The following is an 18,819-nucleotide window of genomic DNA, read 5'->3' as shown; positions in this document are numbered from 1 at the left end:
GTCCGACGCTAACCTCCCGCTTGTCCAACAGGATCAAGAGGGAATCGCAAATGCAAAGCCGAGAGACATTAAAACGTCATGCCAGCTTGTTCGATGACATGGCTTGTGCCGTTGGGCTGGACCTTGAAGACGAGGTTTTGACCGGGCGGTTGCCGATCCCAGATTTGGACGATGCCGTGCTTCGTTGTACGGGCTGCAAACGTCCAGAAGCCTGTGCAGATTGGTTGAAAGGCGACACCGCCGCCGCGGCAGAAACGCCCCCCAAGTATTGCCGCAACGCGTCGCTGTTTGCAAAATTGAAACGGATTTAACTTATGGTTGAGCAACAAGACACGCCACCAACCAAATTGGTTCTTGGCCCCGAGAATGAGCATTTCTGGCTGGTTCAACGCATGGCCAAGGCAACCGGCATAGATCTGGTCAAGGCTGCTGATGCTGACATCATGTCCCAGAAAGACTGGGCTGATATTGTGACGCATTGTCGTGGCTGTGACTGGTCCGATGGCTGTGGTCGCTGGCTAGACCAGTCGCGTGAGGTTCTGCGCGACTTGCCGCAGCCCTGTGTGAACCGTACCCGCCTTGCTGAGATCAAGGCAGACCTTGAGGAGTTAATGCCATGACCCAACACCTGGGTGATCCTGCCCGTCACTTCTTTATGACGCGAAGCGTGGCGCGCACGATGGGGCTTAGCCTGAGTGAAGAGATGCAAACCGGCAATCTAGCACCCGAGTCTTATGCGCGCATGGTCACGCATTGCCGGGGTTGTGCCTTGGTTGAGGCTTGTGAAAAATGGCTGGCGGAACAGGTTGAGGTTGTGACGACACCGCCACCCGGCTGCTGCAACGGTGAAGCGTTTTCACAGCTTCGCCGCCCGCATTGACGTCGGGCCCATTCAAAACCAAACCAAACACCGGGCTTCGCATTGCGGGGCCCGAATTGTTTCTGATGTCCAAGCCGCATTTGCGGTTTCACTACCGTAACATGGGCCGGGCTTTGGAGCGTCTTTGGCAAGAAAAAGGCCCCATCCAGCGGATGGAGCCCATTGGCGTTTGCGGGGGTATTGCCCCGATCAATTCTTACTGCGTGCGTAGGTTTTTGGCCGAATCCTTGATGGCGTCAAACTGACCCGTAGGGCGGAAGCGCCAAAGGTATTCCGGCAGAATGAGTTCATAGGCGGTTGGAGTGATTCCCAAGGCTTCAAAACCTTGGGCTCCTTCAGAGACGACATTGTCGGTCTTTAGGCTGCGCACCTGATCACTGGTGATCTGAGCGGGGACCAAGCCAAGTGACAGCTTGCCAACCACTTCGGATATCGGTGCAATGATCGTACCCAGCCAAAATGGCATGTTCACGATAAGACGCCGACGATGGATAATTTCGAGCATGTCCTCCATGAGGCCACGGAAGGTCCGAACATCTGGGCCGCCAAGCTCATAAATTCCTGCGTCCACTTGGCCAAGGCAAGCTTGAGCAGCGGCTTTGGCGACGTCATCGACATAAACCGGCTGGAATTTGGTGTTTCCACCGACAAGCGGCAAGATCATCGAGTACCGGCAGATGGTGCTGAACCGATTAAAGAATTGATCCTCGGTACCAAACAAAACCGATGGGCGAAGGATGATGGCGTCTGGTTTATGCGCCAATACCGCTTCTTCGCCGCGGGCTTTGGTCTTGGCATATAGGCTGCTTGATCCGGCATCGGCACCGATGGCCGAAATATGGGTCATCTGACTGACACCCAACTCGGTGGCGATTCGTGCAATGCGACCCGCACCATCAACATGGACCGCGTCAAAATTGTTTTTGCCGGATTTGTCGAAGGTGCCGACGCAGTTCACAACCGCATCTGCACCATCCATGGCGGCGCGCACGCTGGCATCATCGCGAATGTTGCAAAAAACAGGTTCCACTTGGCCAACAACGCCATAAGGGCGCACATGAAGCGCCTCGTTCGGACGGCGAACGGCAACGCGAACGCGCCACCCTTCTTTTGCCATGCGTCGGGCGATATACCGCCCCAGGAATCCCGCTCCGCCGAAAATGGTGACGAGTTTTGGCATTGGGTCTCTCCTCATGCATGCGAGCTTGGCCGCAGGAATACCGGCCTTGGGCCGCCCCTACAAGGTGTAGGATTGCCGCGCGGAGGTTTCTTTCAAAAAGATTGTTGACACCCTAGGGTGACACGCTTAAACCGCGCTCCACCAACCGTGCCCAGATGGCGGAATTGGTAGACGCGCTGGCTTCAGGTGCCAGTGGCCGCAAGGCCGTGGAGGTTCGAGTCCTCTTCTGGGCACCATCATCCTCCGATGGTCAATTTCCTTTTTCAATCAGATGCTTGTTTTGGTGCCACAACGGGTGGTCCGTTTTAAGTGCAGTCACTTGTTCAATGCCTTTTCAAGCGCCGCCAACAAATCGCGCCGTCGCACGGGTTTCATTAACCGGATGTCTTCTGGGCGCAGGCCGTTACCATGCACCATAGCCTCATTTGCATAGCCTGACATAAAGACCACGGGCAGATCGCCACGAATCGCACGTAGCTCTTTCGCCAATGCGCTTCCCTGTAGGGTGCCGGGCATCACGATGTCAGTCAGAAGCAGATCGAAATGCGGGTCTTTTTCAAAGATCGCTTTGGCCACGTCGCCGTTTTCCGCCAGTGTCACCTTGTACCCGGCATTGCTCAGAGTGCGCAGCAAGATGTCGGCCACACCTGTTTCATCCTCTGCAACAAGGATGCGACGGTCTTTTGTTTGCTCACCGACCAGGGTGATGGTTGGGGCCGGCTGGTCCGCCTCGGCGGTATAGGCAGCTTTGAAATAGGCATTGAATGTGGTGCCGGTTCCGACTTCGGAATAGACACGTAGGGTGCCGTTGGATTGCTTCATGAAACCCATCACCATAGAAAGCCCAAGACCGGTGCCCTTGCCCGGTTCTTTTGTGGTGAAAAACGGGTCGAAAATGGAGTTGAGCATCGATTCCGGAATGCCGTGACCCGTGTCACTGACAGACAGCATCACATAACGGCCGGGTTGAAGATCTTCGTTGCGGTTGTGAATGAAGTCATCGTCGATGCGCATGTTCGAGGTTTCGATAGTCAGCTTGCCGCCGTCCGGCATCGCGTCGCGTGCATTCAAAATAAGGTTGAGCAGGGCGCTTTCGGCCGAGCTTCTGTCGACCTCGGTTTTCCATAGTCCTGCTTGCAACGAAACTTCTGTTGAGATCGTCGCAGGGAGAGTGCGCCGGGCCCATTGATCGGTGTTTTTCACCACCTGATTGATGTCGAGGAGCTGCGGGACAAGCGGAGCTTTGCGCGCAAAGCTAAGCATATTTTTTGTCAGTTCCGCGCCGTTGGTGGCGGCATTGATGCAGGTTTTGATGTGACGCTGCAAAACCGGATCGTCGGTTTCTTCCTGCATCAATTCCAGATTGCCAAGGATCACGGCCAAATGATTGTTGAAGTCATGGGCGACGCCGCCCGCCATGTTGCCGATTGATTCGGCTTTCTGCGACTGAATCAAAAGGGTTTCACGCTGCAGCTCATGGGTGATGTCGCGGGCAACGCCATAATAGGCCACCACCTCGCCCTTAGCGCCGATTTCGACATCGCCAACAATGTGAAGGGTCAGGACTTCGTCATTCGGAGTCGAAATGCGGGCGCGAAATTCAAACGGAGAGGCCCGCGCAATTGCATTTGAGATTTCATCGCGGACACGCGGACGATCTTCGGCAAAAAACTGGTCAAACACCCAATCTTCGGACACGTCCATTGTGCCGGGCACAACCCCGTGGATGATAAACATGCCTTCGGACCATGTGGTCTTTCCAGTGGTCAAACTTTGATGCCAATTTCCCAATTTGACCATGCGTTCAGCCCGACGCATCGCCTCTTTTCCACGTTCATGCGCATCAACTTCGCGCACAATCCCAATCATTTTGTCCGGCTTGCCGTCGGCATCAAAGAAAGCTTTGGCGATTGTGCGGCAATACAGATACTGACCATTCGCATGTTTGAAACGCATAAGAGTTTCATAGGGTTGGCCGTGTTCAATATGGGCGATCATCGCCGGTTCCGGCATCCAGTGGTCGTCGGGATGAACAAACATTTGGCGCACATCCAACTGTGATGAATGCCCGCCGGTATCCAACCCCAAACGTTCCGCCAAGCTCCGGCTGAAACTGATGTCTCGAGTTGCCAGGTCAAGATGCAAGAGGCCAATGCCCGCCTCGCTAAAAGTGTCGGACAGTCGTAAGCCGCCATCTTCGCACAGCGCTTGGATGAACTCTAAATCAGAGAGATTTGATGGCATCGGAACCTCCCGTATCCAAGTCTCAAGACCTGAATTTATCTTGAAAAGTGTGCCGGGTAAAAAAGTCGTGGTCAACAATCACTTATATAAATACCAATTGCCGAGTGCCGTCGCCCTCTTGACGCATGGATAAGCAGGTCGGTATTGGCACTGTTAGCGGAAACATTCCCGAAAGGATTTTGCCATGATCTTGTGCTGTGGCGAAGCGTTGATCGACATGATCCCAACGCCAACAAACACACAACGCGACGGTTTCGTCCCGCATACTGGCGGCGCGATTTTCAATACGGCGGTGGCTCTGGGGCGCTTGGGGACAGAGGTGGCGATGCTGACGGGGCTGTCGACGGATATGTTTGGGCAACAGCTCAAAGCGGATTTAGAGGCAAGCAAGGTCGACACACATCTGGTGATCAAGGCCGCTCGCCCGACCACTTTGGCCTTTGTGCAACTGCGTGATGGTCACGCAACCTATGATTTTTACGACGAAAACTCCGCAGGGCGTATGCTTCAGCCGCACGACATGCCGGATCTGACCGACGAGATAGACACGCTTTATTTTGGTGGTATCAGCCTAGCTTGTGAGCCGGGTGCCGATGCCTATGCGGACCTTTTGCAGCGTAATGGTGACACGCGTGCCGTGATGATTGACCCAAACATTCGCCCCGGTTTCATCCAAGACGAGGCCCGCTATCGCACCCGTTTGGACAAGATGCTTGCCAAATGTGACATTATCAAAGTGTCGGATGAAGACCTAGATTGGATTGTGCCGGGCGACGCCGGGTTGGACGCAAAGGTCGCAACGCTTTTGAACCGTGGGGCGGCTATGATCATCGTAACGCGCGGCGGGGATGGCGCGTCTGGCTATCTTGCCGATGGCTCGCAAGTTTCTGTTCCGGTCGAAAAGGTACAGGTTGTTGATACGGTCGGCGCGGGCGACACTTTCAACGCCGGTGTTTTGGCCAAGCTGTCCGAGCTGGGCTTGCTTTCAAAAGCGGCGCTCAAGGGCATGACCGGCGATCAAGCCAAAGCGGCGCTTGCCCATGGGGCCAAGGTTGCCGCGGTGACCGTGTCGCGCGCCGGTGCCAATCCACCGTGGGCGCACGAACTTTCGTAGGCTTAGAAGCAAAAACAAGCCGTTATCACGTTGTTGCACGCGGCCCCCTTCGCATCTTGCGCTGGGGCTGCTAAACAGCGCTCAACTCCCCGTATGCAAGGGCCTATTTCATGACCAAACCCGTAATCTTGACCATCCTCGACGGTTGGGGCCTGTCCGATGACACCGCTGCCAACGCCCCCTATTTGGCCAAAACGCCAACAATGGACCGGTTGATGGCAACCTGCCCCAACGCCACGCTCATCACGCATGGGCCTGATGTTGGCCTGCCGACCGGGCAGATGGGGAACTCTGAGGTGGGGCATACGAACATCGGCGCGGGTCGGGTTGTGGCGATGGATTTGGGCCAGATTGATCTGGCGATCGAAGATGGTTCGTTTTTCACCAATGCCGCAGTTGTCGATTTCGCGACCAAGGTCAAAGCAGCAGGCGGGCGGGCGCATCTTATGGGGCTTGTCTCCGATGGCGGCGTCCACGGCCATATCAACCATATCAAAGCCGCGATCCAAGCGATCCTAGATCAAGGTGTTGAGGTGGTTTTCCATGCGGTGACCGATGGGCGCGACGTTGCGCCAAGTTCGGCCAAGGTGTTCATGAGTGACTTGGTGGATGGTCTGCCTATGGGCGCGTTGATTGGCACGGTTACCGGTCGATATTATGCGATGGATCGGGATAACCGCTGGGAACGTGTTGAAACCGCCTATAATGCAATGGTTTTGGGGCAGGGCGAGGCGGCGAATGATGCTGTCACCGCGGTCACACAAAACTACGCCAAGGACGTGACAGATGAGTTCATACCCGCAACTGTGATCGGCGATTACGCCGGTGTTCAAGCTGGGGACGGGTTCTTTTGCTTAAATTTCCGCTCGGATCGCGCGCGCGAGATTTTGGCGGCCATTGGGGCGTCGAAGTTTGATGGCTTTGAACGAAAAGCGCCAGAGTTGTCGGCACTTTTGGGGATGGTCGAATATTCCGATGCGCACAACGGCTATATGACCACCGCCTATCCAAAGCGTGAAATCACCAATACCCTAGGCCATTGGGTGGCCGAGCAAGGCAAGACGCAATTCCGTTTGGCCGAGACTGAAAAATATCCGCATGTGACGTTCTTTTTGAACGGAGGTGTTGAGGTGCCAGAGGTCAACGAAGACCGCTTCATGCCCAAATCGCCCAAGGTGGCGACCTATGATATGCAGCCCGAAATGAGCGCCGGCGAAGTGACCGAGCAGTTCCTTGGTGCCATTGATCATGGCTATGACCTGATTGTTGTGAACTACGCCAACCCGGATATGGTGGGCCATACTGGTGATCTTGATGCGGCGATCAAGGCTTGCGAAGCGGTGGATGCCGGTTTGGGGCAGGTCGTTGCTAAGCTTGAAGAAAAAGGTGGCGCGATGCTGGTTATTGCCGATCACGGCAATTGCGAAACCATGGTCGATCCTGAAACCGGCGGGCCGCACACGGCGCACACCACTAATTTGGTGCCCGTCGTGTTGTTTGGTGGTCCTGAAGGGGCGGAGTTGAAAGCGGGCCGTTTGGCCGATGTTGCGCCGACCCTGTTGCAGGTTATGGGCCTTGCGAAACCGGACGAAATGACAGGGGAGAGCCTGATCAAGTGAAACGCCTCGCGCTGATCTTTTGCCTCTGTGCCACGCCGCTGTTTGCTCAGGATGGCGGGGCCGGGGCCCGCGCCGCCGCCGATGCGTTAGATGCAGCGTCCATTGGCTTGGATCAGGCGGAAAGTGCACGGGATCGTGTCAAGGCGTTGACGGAAACCGTGCGCGCCTATGAAGATGGCCTTGCTGCCATGCGCGAAGGGCTTCGCGCCGCTGCTATTCGTGAAACCGAGCTGAGCCTCAAGCTCGAGTCACAAGAGGCAGAGATTCAGCAATTGCTAGGTGTTTTGACGGCAATGGGTGGTGTGGCGGAACCGAAAACTCTTTTGCACCCCCAAGGACCTCTGGGCATGGCGCGCTCAGGTATGTTGGTGGCGTCGGTCACACCCGGACTGGCGCAGCAGGCGTCAGAATTGCGCGCAGACCTTGAAGAGGTCAGCGCCCTGCGAGAGCTTCAGCAAAACGCGGCTCAGACCCTCGAAAAGGGGTTGGGTGGGGTGCAAGATGCCCGGACCGCCCTTTCCAAAGCCATTGCCGATAGAACCGATTTGCCGCGTCGTTTCACCGAAGACCCAATCAAAACCGCGATTCTGATTTCAGCCACGGAAACGCTTCAGGGGTTTGCATCGGGGCTTACTCAAATCTCCGAAGACGATGCCCCGATAACGACGACACGGATCGATGACCGAATGGGGCTTTTGCAATTGCCCGTGCGTGGCGTGATTTTGCGTCAGGCGGGCGAATCCGATGCGGCGGGGGTCACGCGCCCCGGTATCGTCGTCGCGACCCAGCCGCAGGCCTTGGTGACTACGCCGGTTGCCGCCACCATTCGCTACAACGGACCGCTGCTTGACTACGGTTTGGTGACCATTCTTGAACCACAAGCCGACCTTTTGCTTGTTTTGGCCGGGTTGGATGCGGTTTATGGTGAAATCGGCCAAGTTTTGCCAGAAGGCAGCCCGGTTGGCACCATGGGCGGCACGATGCAGATGAATAATTCGTCACCTTCGAGTGAAGGGGGTGGCGCCGAGCGCTCTGAAACGCTCTATATAGAGGTAAGAGAGGGCGATGCGCCCGTCGATCCACTTTTGTGGTTCGCAACCGACAAGGGATAATTGAGAATGAAAAAATTCGTCATGGCCGCGCTTGGTGGCACATTGGCCTCGGTGGTCGCGACCACACAATTTGTTGGCCCACTTCTGGCCCAAGAGGCCGACCGCCCTGCAAGCGTCTATGAACAGCTCGATCTTTTCGGTGACATCTTTGAACGCATCCGGGCGCAATATGTGTCCGAAGTGGACGAAGCGGACCTGATCGAAGCGGCGATCAATGGCATGTTGACCTCGCTTGACCCGCATTCAAGCTATTTGCCGCCTCAAGATGCCGAAGACATGCGCGTTCAGACGCGTGGTGAATTTGGTGGGCTTGGTATCGAGGTTACCCAAGAAGACGGTTTCGTCAAAGTTGTTTCCCCGATTGATGGCACCCCTGCGGATGCCGCCGGTATGGAAGCGGGCGATTTCATCACCCATGTTGATGGTGAATCTGTTCTTGGTCTGAAATTGGACGAAGCGGTTGATTTGATGCGTGGCCCCGTTGGCTCGGAAATCATCATCACCGTTGTCCGCGAAGGCGAGGAAGAGCCCTTTGACGTGTCGATCATTCGCGACACCATCAAACTGACCGCTGTGCGCTCGCGTCTTGAGGGCAAGACAGTCGTATTGCGGGTGACAACGTTTAACGACCAGACATTTCCGAACCTGTCCGACGGCCTTGCCAAGCAGGTCGAAGAAGCCGGTGGCATGGACAATGTGAACGGCTTTGTTCTTGATCTACGCAACAACCCCGGTGGTCTTTTGACCCAAGCGATCCGCGTTTCTGATGCCTTCCTTGAGGCCGGTGAAATCGTATCGACGCGTGGCCGTAATCCGGCGGATGGAGAGCGGTTCAACGCAACCCCCGGCGATCTCGCCGATGGCAAGCCTTTGGTTGTTTTGATCAATGGCGGCTCGGCCTCGGCGTCGGAAATCGTCGCGGGTGCTTTGCAAGATCACCGTCGCGGCATTGTTGTGGGCACCAAAAGCTTTGGTAAGGGCTCCGTTCAAACCGTTATGCCCTTGCGCGGCGAAGGCGCGATGCGCCTGACCACAGCGCGCTATTACACCCCATCGGGTCGTTCGATCCAAGCGCTGGGCGTGTCGCCAGACGTGGTGGTAGAACAGCCCCGCCGCAAGCCCGAGACCGAGGAAGAAGAAGAAACTAGCAACCGCTTCTCCCGCTCCGAAGCGGATTTGCGCGGGCGTTTGGACAATGACTCGCTGAGCGAAGATGAAATTCGCCAAATCGAAGAAGACCGCGAAAAGGCCGAAGCCGCGGCCAAGCTACGCGAAGATGACTACCAGTTGGCCTATGCCATCGACATTCTGCGTGGTTTGTCGGCGTTGGGCGACGCGAAATAATCATCCATTCTTTGGACACGGTTCAAAAGGCGGGGGAAACCTCGCCTTTTTTGTTTGGCGGCGTCATGGCAACCTGTTGGAAAGCCCTTTGCGGTATGACACATCTGCCATGCCGGTATTTCGCACAAACGCAGTAGAAAAGAGACGCCCATGACGCCCGAAGAAATTGCCAAACTCCCCTATCGTCAAAATGTTGGGGTTATGCTTGTGAATGCCGATGGGCATGCGTGGGTAGGGCAGCGTTTGGATAGCGAGGTGCCCGCCTGGCAAATGCCCCAAGGCGGGATCGATAAAGGCGAAGACCCACAAACCGCCGCCCTGCGTGAGCTTGAGGAAGAAACCGGTGTGTCCGCCGATCTTGTGACGATTGAGGCACAGACCGATGGTTGGATCGCCTATGATCTACCCCATGATATTGTCCCGAAAATCTGGAAGGGCCGGTTCAAAGGGCAAGAGCAGAAATGGTTCCTTTTGCGCTTTCACGGTCGCGACGATCACATCAACATTGATGTTGAGCATCCCGAGTTTTCAAAATGGTGTTGGTTGGCTGCGGATGAGGTGTTGGAGCAAATTGTTCCTTTCAAACGTGGTGTCTATGAGCAGGTTATGACCGCCTTTAAGGGATATTTGTAATGCAAAGGCTTTGTACGGCGATTTTGGTTATGCTCGGGTTTGCACACCCAGCGTTGGCGCTTAGCTGTCTGAAACCAGATGCCGTACGAAGTTACATTGAAGCCAATGCGTCAGAGGATCGTTGGGGCGCGGTCGTCGGGCGATTGGATTTCGACGAAAGCCGTTTGCCTCCTGCGGTGTCAGATGGTGGTCATGACGATGTCGAGTTGCGGGCGCAACTTGTCGGGAACTCCCTTGGGGTCGACGGGTTCGAAGACCCGTTTCAAGGTCATGTGACATTACGCATCCAGTGCTTTGGCTCTTGGTGCGGACACCCAGATTCGGGGCGGCAGTATTTGGTGTTTATCAAACGCGAAAACGGTCGCCATATTGCCATTTCCGATCCTTGCGAAAGCTGGCTATTCCCCGAACCGCGCCGCAAAACCCTAGATGCTTTGCAGCGGTGTTTTCGAGGTGGGTATTGCCAGCCCGAAGACGACGATTAGAGCGACTTACCCCTGATTGTCGATCTCGCCGGTAAACCGCTTTAGCGCCTCGCGCAGAAGCCCCACCCGATGTGGCCGAAAAGACCGGGAGGTGACATCCAAGTTTGACATACGATCAAGCCGAAAAGTGCGAAATGCTTGTCGCAGCTGGCATTCCGCAACCAAACAATGGCTCTGCTCAAAAAAGATGATCGAGAGCGGTTTGACCTCACGCTGGGTCGGGGCACCGTTGCGGTCCGTATAGTCAAAAACCACTTGTTTTTCTTCCCAACAGGCCTTGCGCAACGCGCTGGCATCAATACCGGGGGCCGGAGTTGGGAAAAACCTGTGTGCCGTTAGAACCGCATGTTTCAACCGGTGCGCTTGTTTGTCGGGCAGCCGCGCTTTGAGGCGCGCCATGGCGCGTGAGGCGGCCTGAGCCAAGGCCGGGTCGCCGACGGCTCTGACCTCTCGCAATCCAACAACAAGCGCCTCAAGCTCCTCGTCATCGAAACTAAGTGGCGGGAGATGGGCATCTTCTATCAAGGTATACCCAAAACCGGCGGCCCCGTCGATCACCGCACCAAGGCCACGCAACGAGTCAATGTCGCGGTACAGGGTGCGCTCAGACACGCCGGTTTCTTGCGCCAATTGCCCGGCCGTCACAGGGGGCGGCAGGCGGCGCAGCGTATCCATCAACTGAAAAAGGCGTTCGGTACGAGACATGAGAGATACATACTGCCACGTGCTGTCAAAAACTGACAGGGGGCGGAGCGTTTGAGTACCGTCCCCCGAAATTTGTGAAGATCACTTGCGTTTGCGGGACACCTTGCGCTTGGTCTTGGCGGTTTTGATCTTGGACTTGGTGGCTTTGCGTCGTGGCGAAGGTCCGGATTTACTCCGCCCGCGTCCATAGCCGCGCCGCATGCGCCCACCAGAGCCGCGCTCCATCTCATCGCCTTCAAGCTCAAGCATTTCAAAGGCGATGCCACCGGTGACGGGGGCGGCTTCAATCAACTTAACTTTGGCACGCATACCCAAACCAATAATCCGACCGGTTTTCGTGCCCATCAAGGTGCCCGCCTCGCGGTCAAAATCGAAATACTCGTTGCCAAGGGTCGAGATCGGGACAAGCCCATCGGCACCGGTTTCGTCCAGTTTTACAAAGACGCCAAATTTGGCGATGCCGGAAATACGCCCGGTAAATTCGGCCCCCATACGATCGCTTAGAAAGGCGGCAAGGTAGCGATCGGTTGTGTCCCGTTCGGCCATCATCGAGCGGCGTTCCGTGTCGGAAATATGTTGCGACGTGGTCTCAAGCGTTTCGATATCAACCGGTGACAACCCGTCATCGCCCCAGCCATGTGCCGTAATCAAAGCGCGATGCACGATCAGATCGGAATAGCGCCGGATCGGCGAGGTGAAATGTGCGTAGTTCATTAACGCCAAACCGAAATGCCCAAAGTTTTTCGGACTGTAATAGGCTTGTGTCATCGACCGCAGGGTCGAGAGATTGATGAGCTCGGCTTCTTCTGTACCGGCGGCATCATGCAACAATTTGTTGAGGTGCCGGGTTTTCAAAACCTGCCCTTTGGCCAGAATCAACCCGGCGCTCTGAGCAGTTTCTCGAAGCGAGTCGAGCTTGTCCACTGGCGGCTCTTCGTGCACGCGGAACAAAAGCGGTGTGTCCTTGGCAATCAACGTCTCGGCGGCGGCGACATTGGCCAAAACCATGAACTCTTCGATCATCTTGTGTGCGTCGAGACGTTCAGTGAAATCGACCGAGGTGACTTTGCCATCCTCGCCCAAAACGATCTTGCGTTCGGGCAAATCAAGGTCGAGCGGCTGGCGGCGTTCGCGTGCAGATTTGAGCGCCGCGTAGGCCGCATAGAGCGGGCGAATGACCGGATGAATGAGCTCTTCAGTCCGCTCGTTGGGCGCGCCATCCATGGCGGCTTGGACTTCTTGATAGTTCAAGGAAGCGGGCGACCGCATCAAACCGCGTAGAAATTCGTGTGACAGCTTGTTGCCGTCGGCGTCCAAGACCATGCGAACGGCCAGACAGGCGCGTGGCACCCCTTCGTGAAGGCTACACAGGTCGCCGGACAGGCGGTCAGGCAACATCGGAACGACACGGTCCGGGAAGTAGCTTGAGTTGCCGCGTTTGCGGGCCTCATTGTCGAGCCGCGATCCAGGGCGCACATAGTGGGACACATCGGCGATAGCGACCCAAACGATATGTCCGCCTTTATTGTTCGGGTCTTCGTCGGCTTGGGCGTAAACCGCATCGTCGTGATCACGGGCGTCGGATGGATCGATGGTAACCAAGGGCATGTCGCGCAAATCGGTGCGTCCGGCAAGCCCGGCAGGCTTCATGCTATCGGCTTCCTCAAGCACATTTTGGGGAAAGTCGTCGGGGATGCCATGTTGGTGGATCGCAATCAACGAAACGGCGCGCGGTTCGGTCGGGTCCCCCAAACGCATGACAATCCGAGCCTTGGGAAGGCCCATCCGCCCTTTGGGCCCGGCCTGCTCTGCCTCAACCAGCTCGCCATCCTTGGCACCGCCGGTTGCATCACTTGGAACAAGCCACTCTTTGTCATTGCCTTTATCGATGGGCATGATCCGCCCGCCTTCGGCCCCTTTGCGAAAGATACCAACAACTTTGCGCGGGCTGGTTCCAATGCTGCGGATCAGCCTGGCTTCGTAATTGTGGTCTTCTTCATGCACGACCTGAAGCCGTGCCAAAATACGATCGCCTTCGCCCAAGGCCGGATCAGAGGGGCGCGGCACATAGAGTACGATCGGTTCCACACCTTCGCCGTGCCATTCCAACGGTCGTGCAAAGAGATCGCCATCTTTGTTTGGCGCCAACATCTGAAGGACGCTCACCGGGGGCAAGCGATCAGGGTCTTGATAGGTCTTTTTGCGCTTTTGCAAATGACCTTCGGCCTCCAACTCCTTTAATAGGCGTTTGAGGTCAATCCGGGCGGCCCCTTTTATCCCAAACGCTTTGGAAATGTCGCGTTTCGAGGTGAGGGTCGGGTTTTCGCTGATCCAATCTAGGATCTCGGGTTTTGTTGGCAGCTTGCTCATGCTTTCCCGTAACACGGGTTGCCAACAGCGTCATGGCCTATTCGATTATGCGGGGCGCTTTGGGCCGCAATCCGCAATTCGTTGTTCAGATTTTAGCGAGATCGTCGACGGTATCCACATCGCGCAGACGATCAACCAATGCCACACGTCGTTGTCCGAGGCTTGCGATACTGTCGGTTAGAGTCGTTTCGGAAGACCAACGTACCCCGTCAAATAGCCCATTTGGCACATGCCCGCCGTTGCGCAAACCAACAAGCCAATATCCACCGTCCATAGCGGGGCCAAAAACGGCGTCATGACCGGCCAACCCCTGAAAAGCAGTCCACAGCGTGTTGCGATTGATACCGGGAATGTCGGCCCCGATAACGCAAACCGGGCCATTGGGGGCCAGCGACATCATGCGCGCCATCCGATCGCCAAGGTTGCCGCGACCTTGCGGCCATCGTGGTAGATGATGGGGCCAGACCCGGCTTTGCAACCCCTCGCGGTCGGGCGATACGGCCAAAACCACTTGCCAGCGCGGGTCTTGAATGCGGCGCAAAAGGGCGGCGGATTGATGGCGAAACCACCAAGCAGACCGGGTATAACCGATGTCGTGCCCCAGACGGGTTTTGACCCGACCGGGGCGCGGTTCCTTGACCATGACAATAACAGTGCGCATCACGCAAGGACCATTTCCATATCGCGATGCTCAATCCCGGCGTCCATGACGATCCCGCCATGGGCGACAAACCCGAGGGCTTCGTAAAACCCAAGCGCCGATATTTGCGCTTGAAGGATGACTTTTGTGATGCCGGGGCGAAGTTTGGCTTGTTTGATGGTTTCAAGCATCAAGGCTTTGCCAAGGCCCGTTCCGCGGGCAGACTGCAAAACACACACACGGCCCACCTTGGCATAGTCATCGCCGAACATCATGCGCGCAGTTCCCATTGGCGTGCCGTCGATCTCAGCGATCAAGTGCACTGCCATTTGATCGTGCTCATCAAGTTCCAGCTCTTCTGGAACGTTCTGTTCATCGATGAAAACTGTGCGGCGGAGCGCGAAACAGGCGTCCATGTCGGCATCGCTGGCAACCCGAACGATCATGCAAAATAATCCTGCAAAATCCGGGTGTAGATCGCTTTCAACTGATGAATTTGCGCGACTTCGACACGTTCATCAACCGCATGCATGGTTTTGCCAACCAACCCGAATTCAACCACGGGGCAATGGTTTTTGACAAAACGCGCGTCTGATGTGCCACCGGTGGTCGAAAGCTCTGGCGCGTGGCCCGTCTCTGCCTCGACGGCTTTGCCGATCAAATCAGACAGGGGACCGGGAGGGGTGAGGAAGCTTTCGCCAGAAATCTTGATGGTGACGCCTGTTGTCGTGCCAAACTCGGCATCGACCTTGGCGGCCTCGTTTCGCAACCAATCGCTAAGTTCGGCACCGGTATGATCGTCGTTGAACCGGATGTTGACACAGGCCGAAGACTTGGCCGGAATGACGTTTGTTGCCGGGTTTCCGGTGTCAATGGTCACAACCGCAAGGGTTGAGGCATCGAAATGCGCGGTTCCTTGGTCCAACTCGTGACTGGCAAGGCGGTCCATCAGGCGCGCCATTGCCGGCAAGGGGTTACAGGCGCGGTGCGGATAGGCGGAATGGCCCTGTTTGCCCTCGACCTCGAACCAAGCTGATAACGATCCGCGACGTCCGATTTTCATCATTTGACCCATGTGATCGGGGCAGGTCGGTTCTCCGACCAAGCAGACCGACATGGCCTCGCCTTCGGCATCCATCCAATCCAGCAAGGCAATTGTGCCGTCGGTGGCATCGCCTTCTTCGTCGCCGGTGATGGCAAGAATAACAGCGCCATCGGGGGGCGTTTCGCGAACATAGTCAATCGCAGCGGCAGCAAAGGCCGCGACTCCCGATTTCATATCGGTGGTGCCGCGCCCGTACATGAAACCGTCAATGATTTCAGCGCCAAAGGGCGCGTGTTGCCAATCAGCTTCGTCGCCGATGGGAACAACATCCGTATGACCATTAAAGCCAAAACTCCGGCTGTGTGCCTTGTCTCCCCAGCGCGCATAGAGGTTTGGGGTGCCATTGCGATCAACCCGCGTGCAGGTAAACCCGGCCTCTTCTAGCAATCCTTGAAGGAGCACCAAAGCGCCACCTTCGACGGGTGTCACAGAGGCGCATTTCACAAGCTGAGCGGTCAATTCGGCGGGATCAATGCGGGTCATCTGGTGTCTCCTCAAGCTTTGGGACTTGGCTACCGCAGTCAGGCAGCAATCGCAAATGTGGCGAAAATACATCGGCCGCCCAAGGGTTCCGCAGGGTAAAGGTTGAGAAAAGGTTAACGTCAACCCGTTGGATGTGTTACAGATTATCAAAACAACGATAACGCCGAGGCAGGCGCGCAGTATTCAGTGATATCTTTCGTCTAACTCGGTTCGCCGGGAAAAGATGTCGTGTGCCTCGCAATTGAGACAGACGAGCATGGTCGCAGCATCAGAACTGCCGATCAACACCGGGGCCAATGCAACCCAGATGGCGCAAACCATCTTTGGGGACGGGGTCACCGTTGTTTCGGCCAGCTATACCGGTGACAGCCGGTCATCCGGGATTTTTTCGGACGGATTGGGCACATCTCCGGGTGTCGCACCGTCGGACGAGGGCGTGATCCTGTCCACCGGGCGGGTGACGGACTTTACCAACTCGTGGGGGCAATCGAATTGGCGTACCAACACCTCAACAAATACGAGCGGTCAAAACAACAACTCTGACTTCAATGCCGCCGCTGGAACCCGCACCTATGATGCGTCTTATCTGGATGTTGATTTCATCCCGACAGAAGATCTTATGACGATGCAGTTTGTGTTTTCGTCTGAGGAATACCCGGAATACCAATCGTCGCAATATCAGGATTTCGTTGGCGTTTGGGTGAATGGCGTTCAGGTCGATGTTGCGATCGGTGACGGAGATATTGACCCTCGGAACGTGAACTCGGGGACCAATGAGAATCTGTTCATTTCCAACACAAACGATGAATACAACACCGAGATGGACGGGTTCACGGTCACGATGACTCTGACCATGCCGGTGACAGCGGGTCAGGTGAATTCGATCCGAATTGGTGTCGCCGACGTTGTGGACAATCGTTACGATTCCAACTTGTTGATCGCGGCAGATTCCGTTCAGACCACCCTTGTTGCGTTAGAAGACAGCGTCACAGTCTACACCACAGGTTCCAGCGTCGTCGATGCCTTGGCAAACGATGAAAACGGAACGGCAGGCACGTTGACGATCACCCATATCAACGGCACCGCCGTGAGCGCCGGTGACACAATCGTTTTGAACACTGGTCAGGAAATCACCCTGAACGCCGATGGTACCATGTCGGTTCTGGGTGATGGTGACGAAGAAACGATAAACTACACCTATACGGCCACAAGTTCGACCGGCGAGACCGACGTGGGTTACGTCACGGTGGACTCGGTGCCGTGTTTTGTTGCCGGGACAATGATCGAAACACCAGACGGGCAGAAACCGGTTCACAAACTTGTGGCCGGGGATTTGGTCAACACGCGTGATCATGGTCCGCAACCGCTGCGTTGGATTGGTCGTCGAAGTGTTCCGGCACGCGGAAATTATGCGCCAATCCGCATTTCCGCTGGTGCCTTGGGGGATCATGCGGCCGTTATGGTATCACCCCAGCATCGGGTTTTGGTGCAGGATATTATGGCACATCTGCTATTCGAAGAACCCGAAGTTCTTGCCGCAGCCAAGCATTTGATCAACGATCACTCCATTCGGGTCGCAGAAGGTGGAACGGTCGAATATGTGCATATCCTCTTTGATCAGCACGAAATCATTCGCGCCAATGGCCTGCTGAGTGAAAGCTTTTTGCCGGGGCCGCAAACCTCATCGCTCTTCGAAGAAGAAACGCTTGCCGAAATCGTAGATGTCTTTCCAGAGCTGGACCCGGAAACCGGATCGGGGTACGGTCCGGCAGCACGTCGCATTCTGCAAAGACACGAAGCGACGCTGCTGAGCAGGAGCAAGGTTGCATGAGTTGGATCGCGTTGTCGGGCCAGGGAAAATCCTGGGTCTGTCCCCGGATTTTCGGAGGCGGGGCTGAACAACGCGACCGGTTGATGTCCAAGGGGTCGATCATGATCGAAACCCGCTTGTCCCCGGATGGTCGACCACAAACGCTTTTGTCCTATGAACGGGCGCATCCGTGGTTTGGGGCGATTTCATTTCGCGCCGTACCGGGGGGCGGGATCGTTTTGGTGATGAGCCAAGGCGAAGAGGTATTCCACACCGTCTTGCAACACAAACACGAGGCCCGCACCGATGTCCTTCGGGTGACATTTAGTTGGGACAGTGAGGCGCGCTTTGGCCGGATTGCGGTTGAGCGCCCCGAAAGTGATACGGTTGTTGTTGAAACCACGCCCGCGCCGCCGCCGCTTTTGGTCGAAGATATCTACACTCTGGCACGCCGTCCGCAGTTGATCGAGATGGACCCGGACGTGATTTTTTTCGCCGTGTCGGATGAGATCGAGGCCGTTGGTCCGATGCCGTCACTGGTTGGACAGGTTCCGGTGATGACGCCAACCGGATATCGCGCCGTGTCTGATTTGCGCTGTGGCGACACGGTTAACACCCGCAAGAACGGCATTGTTCCAGTGTTACACAGGGTGTCGCGGATTGTTCCGGCGCTGGGTTCGTTTCAACCGGTTCGTTTGCGTGCGCCCTACCTCGGTTTGATGCGGGACCTTGTGGTTGCGCCGCATCAACGGCTGGTTATTGGCGGCTCCGAGGTTGAGTATATTTTCGGCCGCGAGGCGGTTTTGATCCCGGCGCTGAGCCTCGTGAATGGGTTCACGGCCGTCTATGAGGAGGGGCTGCAAATGGTTGAATACCATCAACTTTTGCTGCCGGGGCAAGAGCCGGTGGTTGCCGCCGGTGCCGAGCTTGAAAGCCTCTATGTCGGGCGTTTACGCCGCCGGACCGAACAGCTAAATCAAACCCTGCTCGGTGATGTGCCTCGCAATTTGATGCCAGAGCACGCCCGAACCGGGATCAAGGTCTTGGGGCCATTTGAGGCGATCACTCTGGCCGAAGCCCGCGCCGCCTAACCCC

At 56.2% G+C, this 18,819-nt stretch carries 18 protein-coding genes and 1 tRNA gene; 12 read left to right on the top strand and 7 right to left on the bottom strand.

Annotated features, from left to right (window positions below):
- Positions 1-50: 50 nt before the first annotated feature.
- The 3 genes from Q1A43_RS12975 to Q1A43_RS12965 are packed head-to-tail and all read left to right on the top strand — an operon-like array spanning position 51 to position 880.
- Entirely contained in the window at positions 51-311 is a 261-nt protein-coding gene (locus tag Q1A43_RS12975; RefSeq protein ID WP_299926691.1) for a DUF6455 family protein, read from the top strand.
- Positions 312-314: 3 nt separating this feature from the next.
- The gene (locus tag Q1A43_RS12970; protein ID WP_299926687.1) at positions 315-620 is read left to right on the top strand and encodes a DUF6455 family protein; all 306 of its coding nucleotides are present in this window, start codon (positions 315-317) and stop codon (positions 618-620) included.
- The gene (locus tag Q1A43_RS12965) at positions 617-880 is read left to right on the top strand and encodes a DUF6455 family protein (RefSeq protein WP_299926684.1); all 264 of its coding nucleotides are present in this window, start codon (positions 617-619) and stop codon (positions 878-880) included. The genes Q1A43_RS12970 and Q1A43_RS12965 overlap by 4 nt, the downstream gene beginning before the upstream one ends.
- A 196-nt stretch (positions 881-1,076) precedes the next feature.
- On the opposite strand, the gene Q1A43_RS12960 is transcribed toward Q1A43_RS12965, so the two are convergent.
- Complete coding sequence (locus Q1A43_RS12960; protein WP_299935791.1) at positions 1,077-2,060, bottom strand: complex I NDUFA9 subunit family protein; 984 nt, start codon at positions 2,058-2,060, stop codon at positions 1,077-1,079.
- Between the two features lie 149 nt (positions 2,061-2,209).
- On the opposite strand from Q1A43_RS12960, the gene Q1A43_RS12955 reads away from it, so the two are divergent.
- Positions 2,210-2,296: transfer RNA gene (locus Q1A43_RS12955), tRNA-Leu, on the top strand.
- Between the two features lie 79 nt (positions 2,297-2,375).
- On the opposite strand, the gene Q1A43_RS12950 is transcribed toward Q1A43_RS12955, so the two are convergent.
- Positions 2,376-4,304 (bottom strand): PAS domain-containing protein, encoded by a 1,929-nt coding sequence (locus tag Q1A43_RS12950; protein ID WP_299935789.1) that lies wholly within the window; start codon positions 4,302-4,304, stop codon positions 2,376-2,378.
- A 184-nt stretch (positions 4,305-4,488) separates the two neighbouring features.
- On the opposite strand from Q1A43_RS12950, the gene Q1A43_RS12945 reads away from it, so the two are divergent.
- From Q1A43_RS12945 to Q1A43_RS12920, 6 genes are all read left to right on the top strand, one after another.
- A complete protein-coding gene (locus Q1A43_RS12945) occupies positions 4,489-5,418 on the top strand; it encodes a carbohydrate kinase (protein ID WP_299935787.1) in 930 nt (309 codons plus the stop codon).
- Between the two features lie 110 nt (positions 5,419-5,528).
- Positions 5,529-7,037: a 2,3-bisphosphoglycerate-independent phosphoglycerate mutase gene (gpmI, locus tag Q1A43_RS12940; protein ID WP_299935785.1), complete on the top strand. Its 1,509-nt coding sequence runs from the start codon at positions 5,529-5,531 to the stop codon at positions 7,035-7,037.
- A complete protein-coding gene (locus Q1A43_RS12935; RefSeq protein WP_299935782.1) occupies positions 7,034-8,149 on the top strand; it encodes a peptidase M23 in 1,116 nt (371 codons plus the stop codon). Before gpmI ends, Q1A43_RS12935 begins: the two co-directional genes overlap by 4 nt.
- Positions 8,150-8,155: 6 nt before the next feature.
- On the top strand, positions 8,156-9,493 hold the full coding sequence (locus Q1A43_RS12930) for a S41 family peptidase (RefSeq protein WP_299926666.1): 1,338 nt from the start codon (positions 8,156-8,158) through the stop codon (positions 9,491-9,493).
- Between the two features lie 150 nt (positions 9,494-9,643).
- Positions 9,644-10,126 (top strand): RNA pyrophosphohydrolase, encoded by a 483-nt coding sequence (locus Q1A43_RS12925; protein ID WP_299935779.1) that lies wholly within the window; start codon positions 9,644-9,646, stop codon positions 10,124-10,126.
- Positions 10,127-10,155: 29 nt separating this feature from the next.
- Positions 10,156-10,611: a hypothetical protein gene (locus Q1A43_RS12920; protein WP_299935777.1), complete on the top strand. Its 456-nt coding sequence runs from the start codon at positions 10,156-10,158 to the stop codon at positions 10,609-10,611.
- 6 nt (positions 10,612-10,617) lie between these two features.
- Here the strand turns inward: Q1A43_RS12920 and Q1A43_RS12915 are convergent, their stop codons facing one another.
- The 5 genes from Q1A43_RS12915 to dapE all read right to left on the bottom strand — a co-directional run bounded on the left by Q1A43_RS12915 (position 10,618) and on the right by dapE (position 15,914).
- A complete protein-coding gene (locus tag Q1A43_RS12915; RefSeq protein WP_299926657.1) occupies positions 10,618-11,316 on the bottom strand; it encodes a YafY family protein in 699 nt (232 codons plus the stop codon).
- Positions 11,317-11,397: 81 nt separating this feature from the next.
- Entirely contained in the window at positions 11,398-13,686 is a 2,289-nt protein-coding gene (rnr, locus tag Q1A43_RS12910) for a ribonuclease R (protein WP_299935775.1), read from the bottom strand.
- 85 nt (positions 13,687-13,771) lie between these two features.
- Positions 13,772-14,350 (bottom strand): TIGR04282 family arsenosugar biosynthesis glycosyltransferase, encoded by a 579-nt coding sequence (locus Q1A43_RS12905; protein ID WP_299935758.1) that lies wholly within the window; start codon positions 14,348-14,350, stop codon positions 13,772-13,774.
- Positions 14,347-14,772, bottom strand: coding sequence for a GNAT family N-acetyltransferase (locus Q1A43_RS12900; protein ID WP_299935756.1), 426 nt, complete (start codon positions 14,770-14,772; stop codon positions 14,347-14,349). Before Q1A43_RS12900 ends, Q1A43_RS12905 begins: the two co-directional genes overlap by 4 nt.
- Positions 14,769-15,914, bottom strand: coding sequence for a succinyl-diaminopimelate desuccinylase (gene dapE, locus Q1A43_RS12895; protein WP_299935753.1), 1,146 nt, complete (start codon positions 15,912-15,914; stop codon positions 14,769-14,771). The genes Q1A43_RS12900 and dapE overlap by 4 nt, the downstream gene beginning before the upstream one ends.
- A gap of 256 nt (positions 15,915-16,170) precedes the next feature.
- On the opposite strand from dapE, the gene Q1A43_RS12890 reads away from it, so the two are divergent.
- Positions 16,171-17,745 (top strand): Hint domain-containing protein, encoded by a 1,575-nt coding sequence (locus Q1A43_RS12890; RefSeq protein ID WP_299935750.1) that lies wholly within the window; start codon positions 16,171-16,173, stop codon positions 17,743-17,745.
- Positions 17,742-18,815 carry a Hint domain-containing protein gene (locus tag Q1A43_RS12885; RefSeq protein WP_299926640.1) on the top strand — a complete coding sequence of 358 codons (1,074 nt, stop codon included), beginning with the start codon at positions 17,742-17,744 and terminating at the stop codon, positions 18,813-18,815. The genes Q1A43_RS12890 and Q1A43_RS12885 overlap by 4 nt, the downstream gene beginning before the upstream one ends.
- Positions 18,816-18,819: the final 4 nt, after the last annotated feature.

Source organism: uncultured Pelagimonas sp. (assembly GCF_947498515.1).
Classification (GTDB): Bacteria; Pseudomonadota; Alphaproteobacteria; order Rhodobacterales; family Rhodobacteraceae; genus Pelagimonas.
This window is presented reverse-complemented; position numbering and strand designations above follow the sequence as displayed.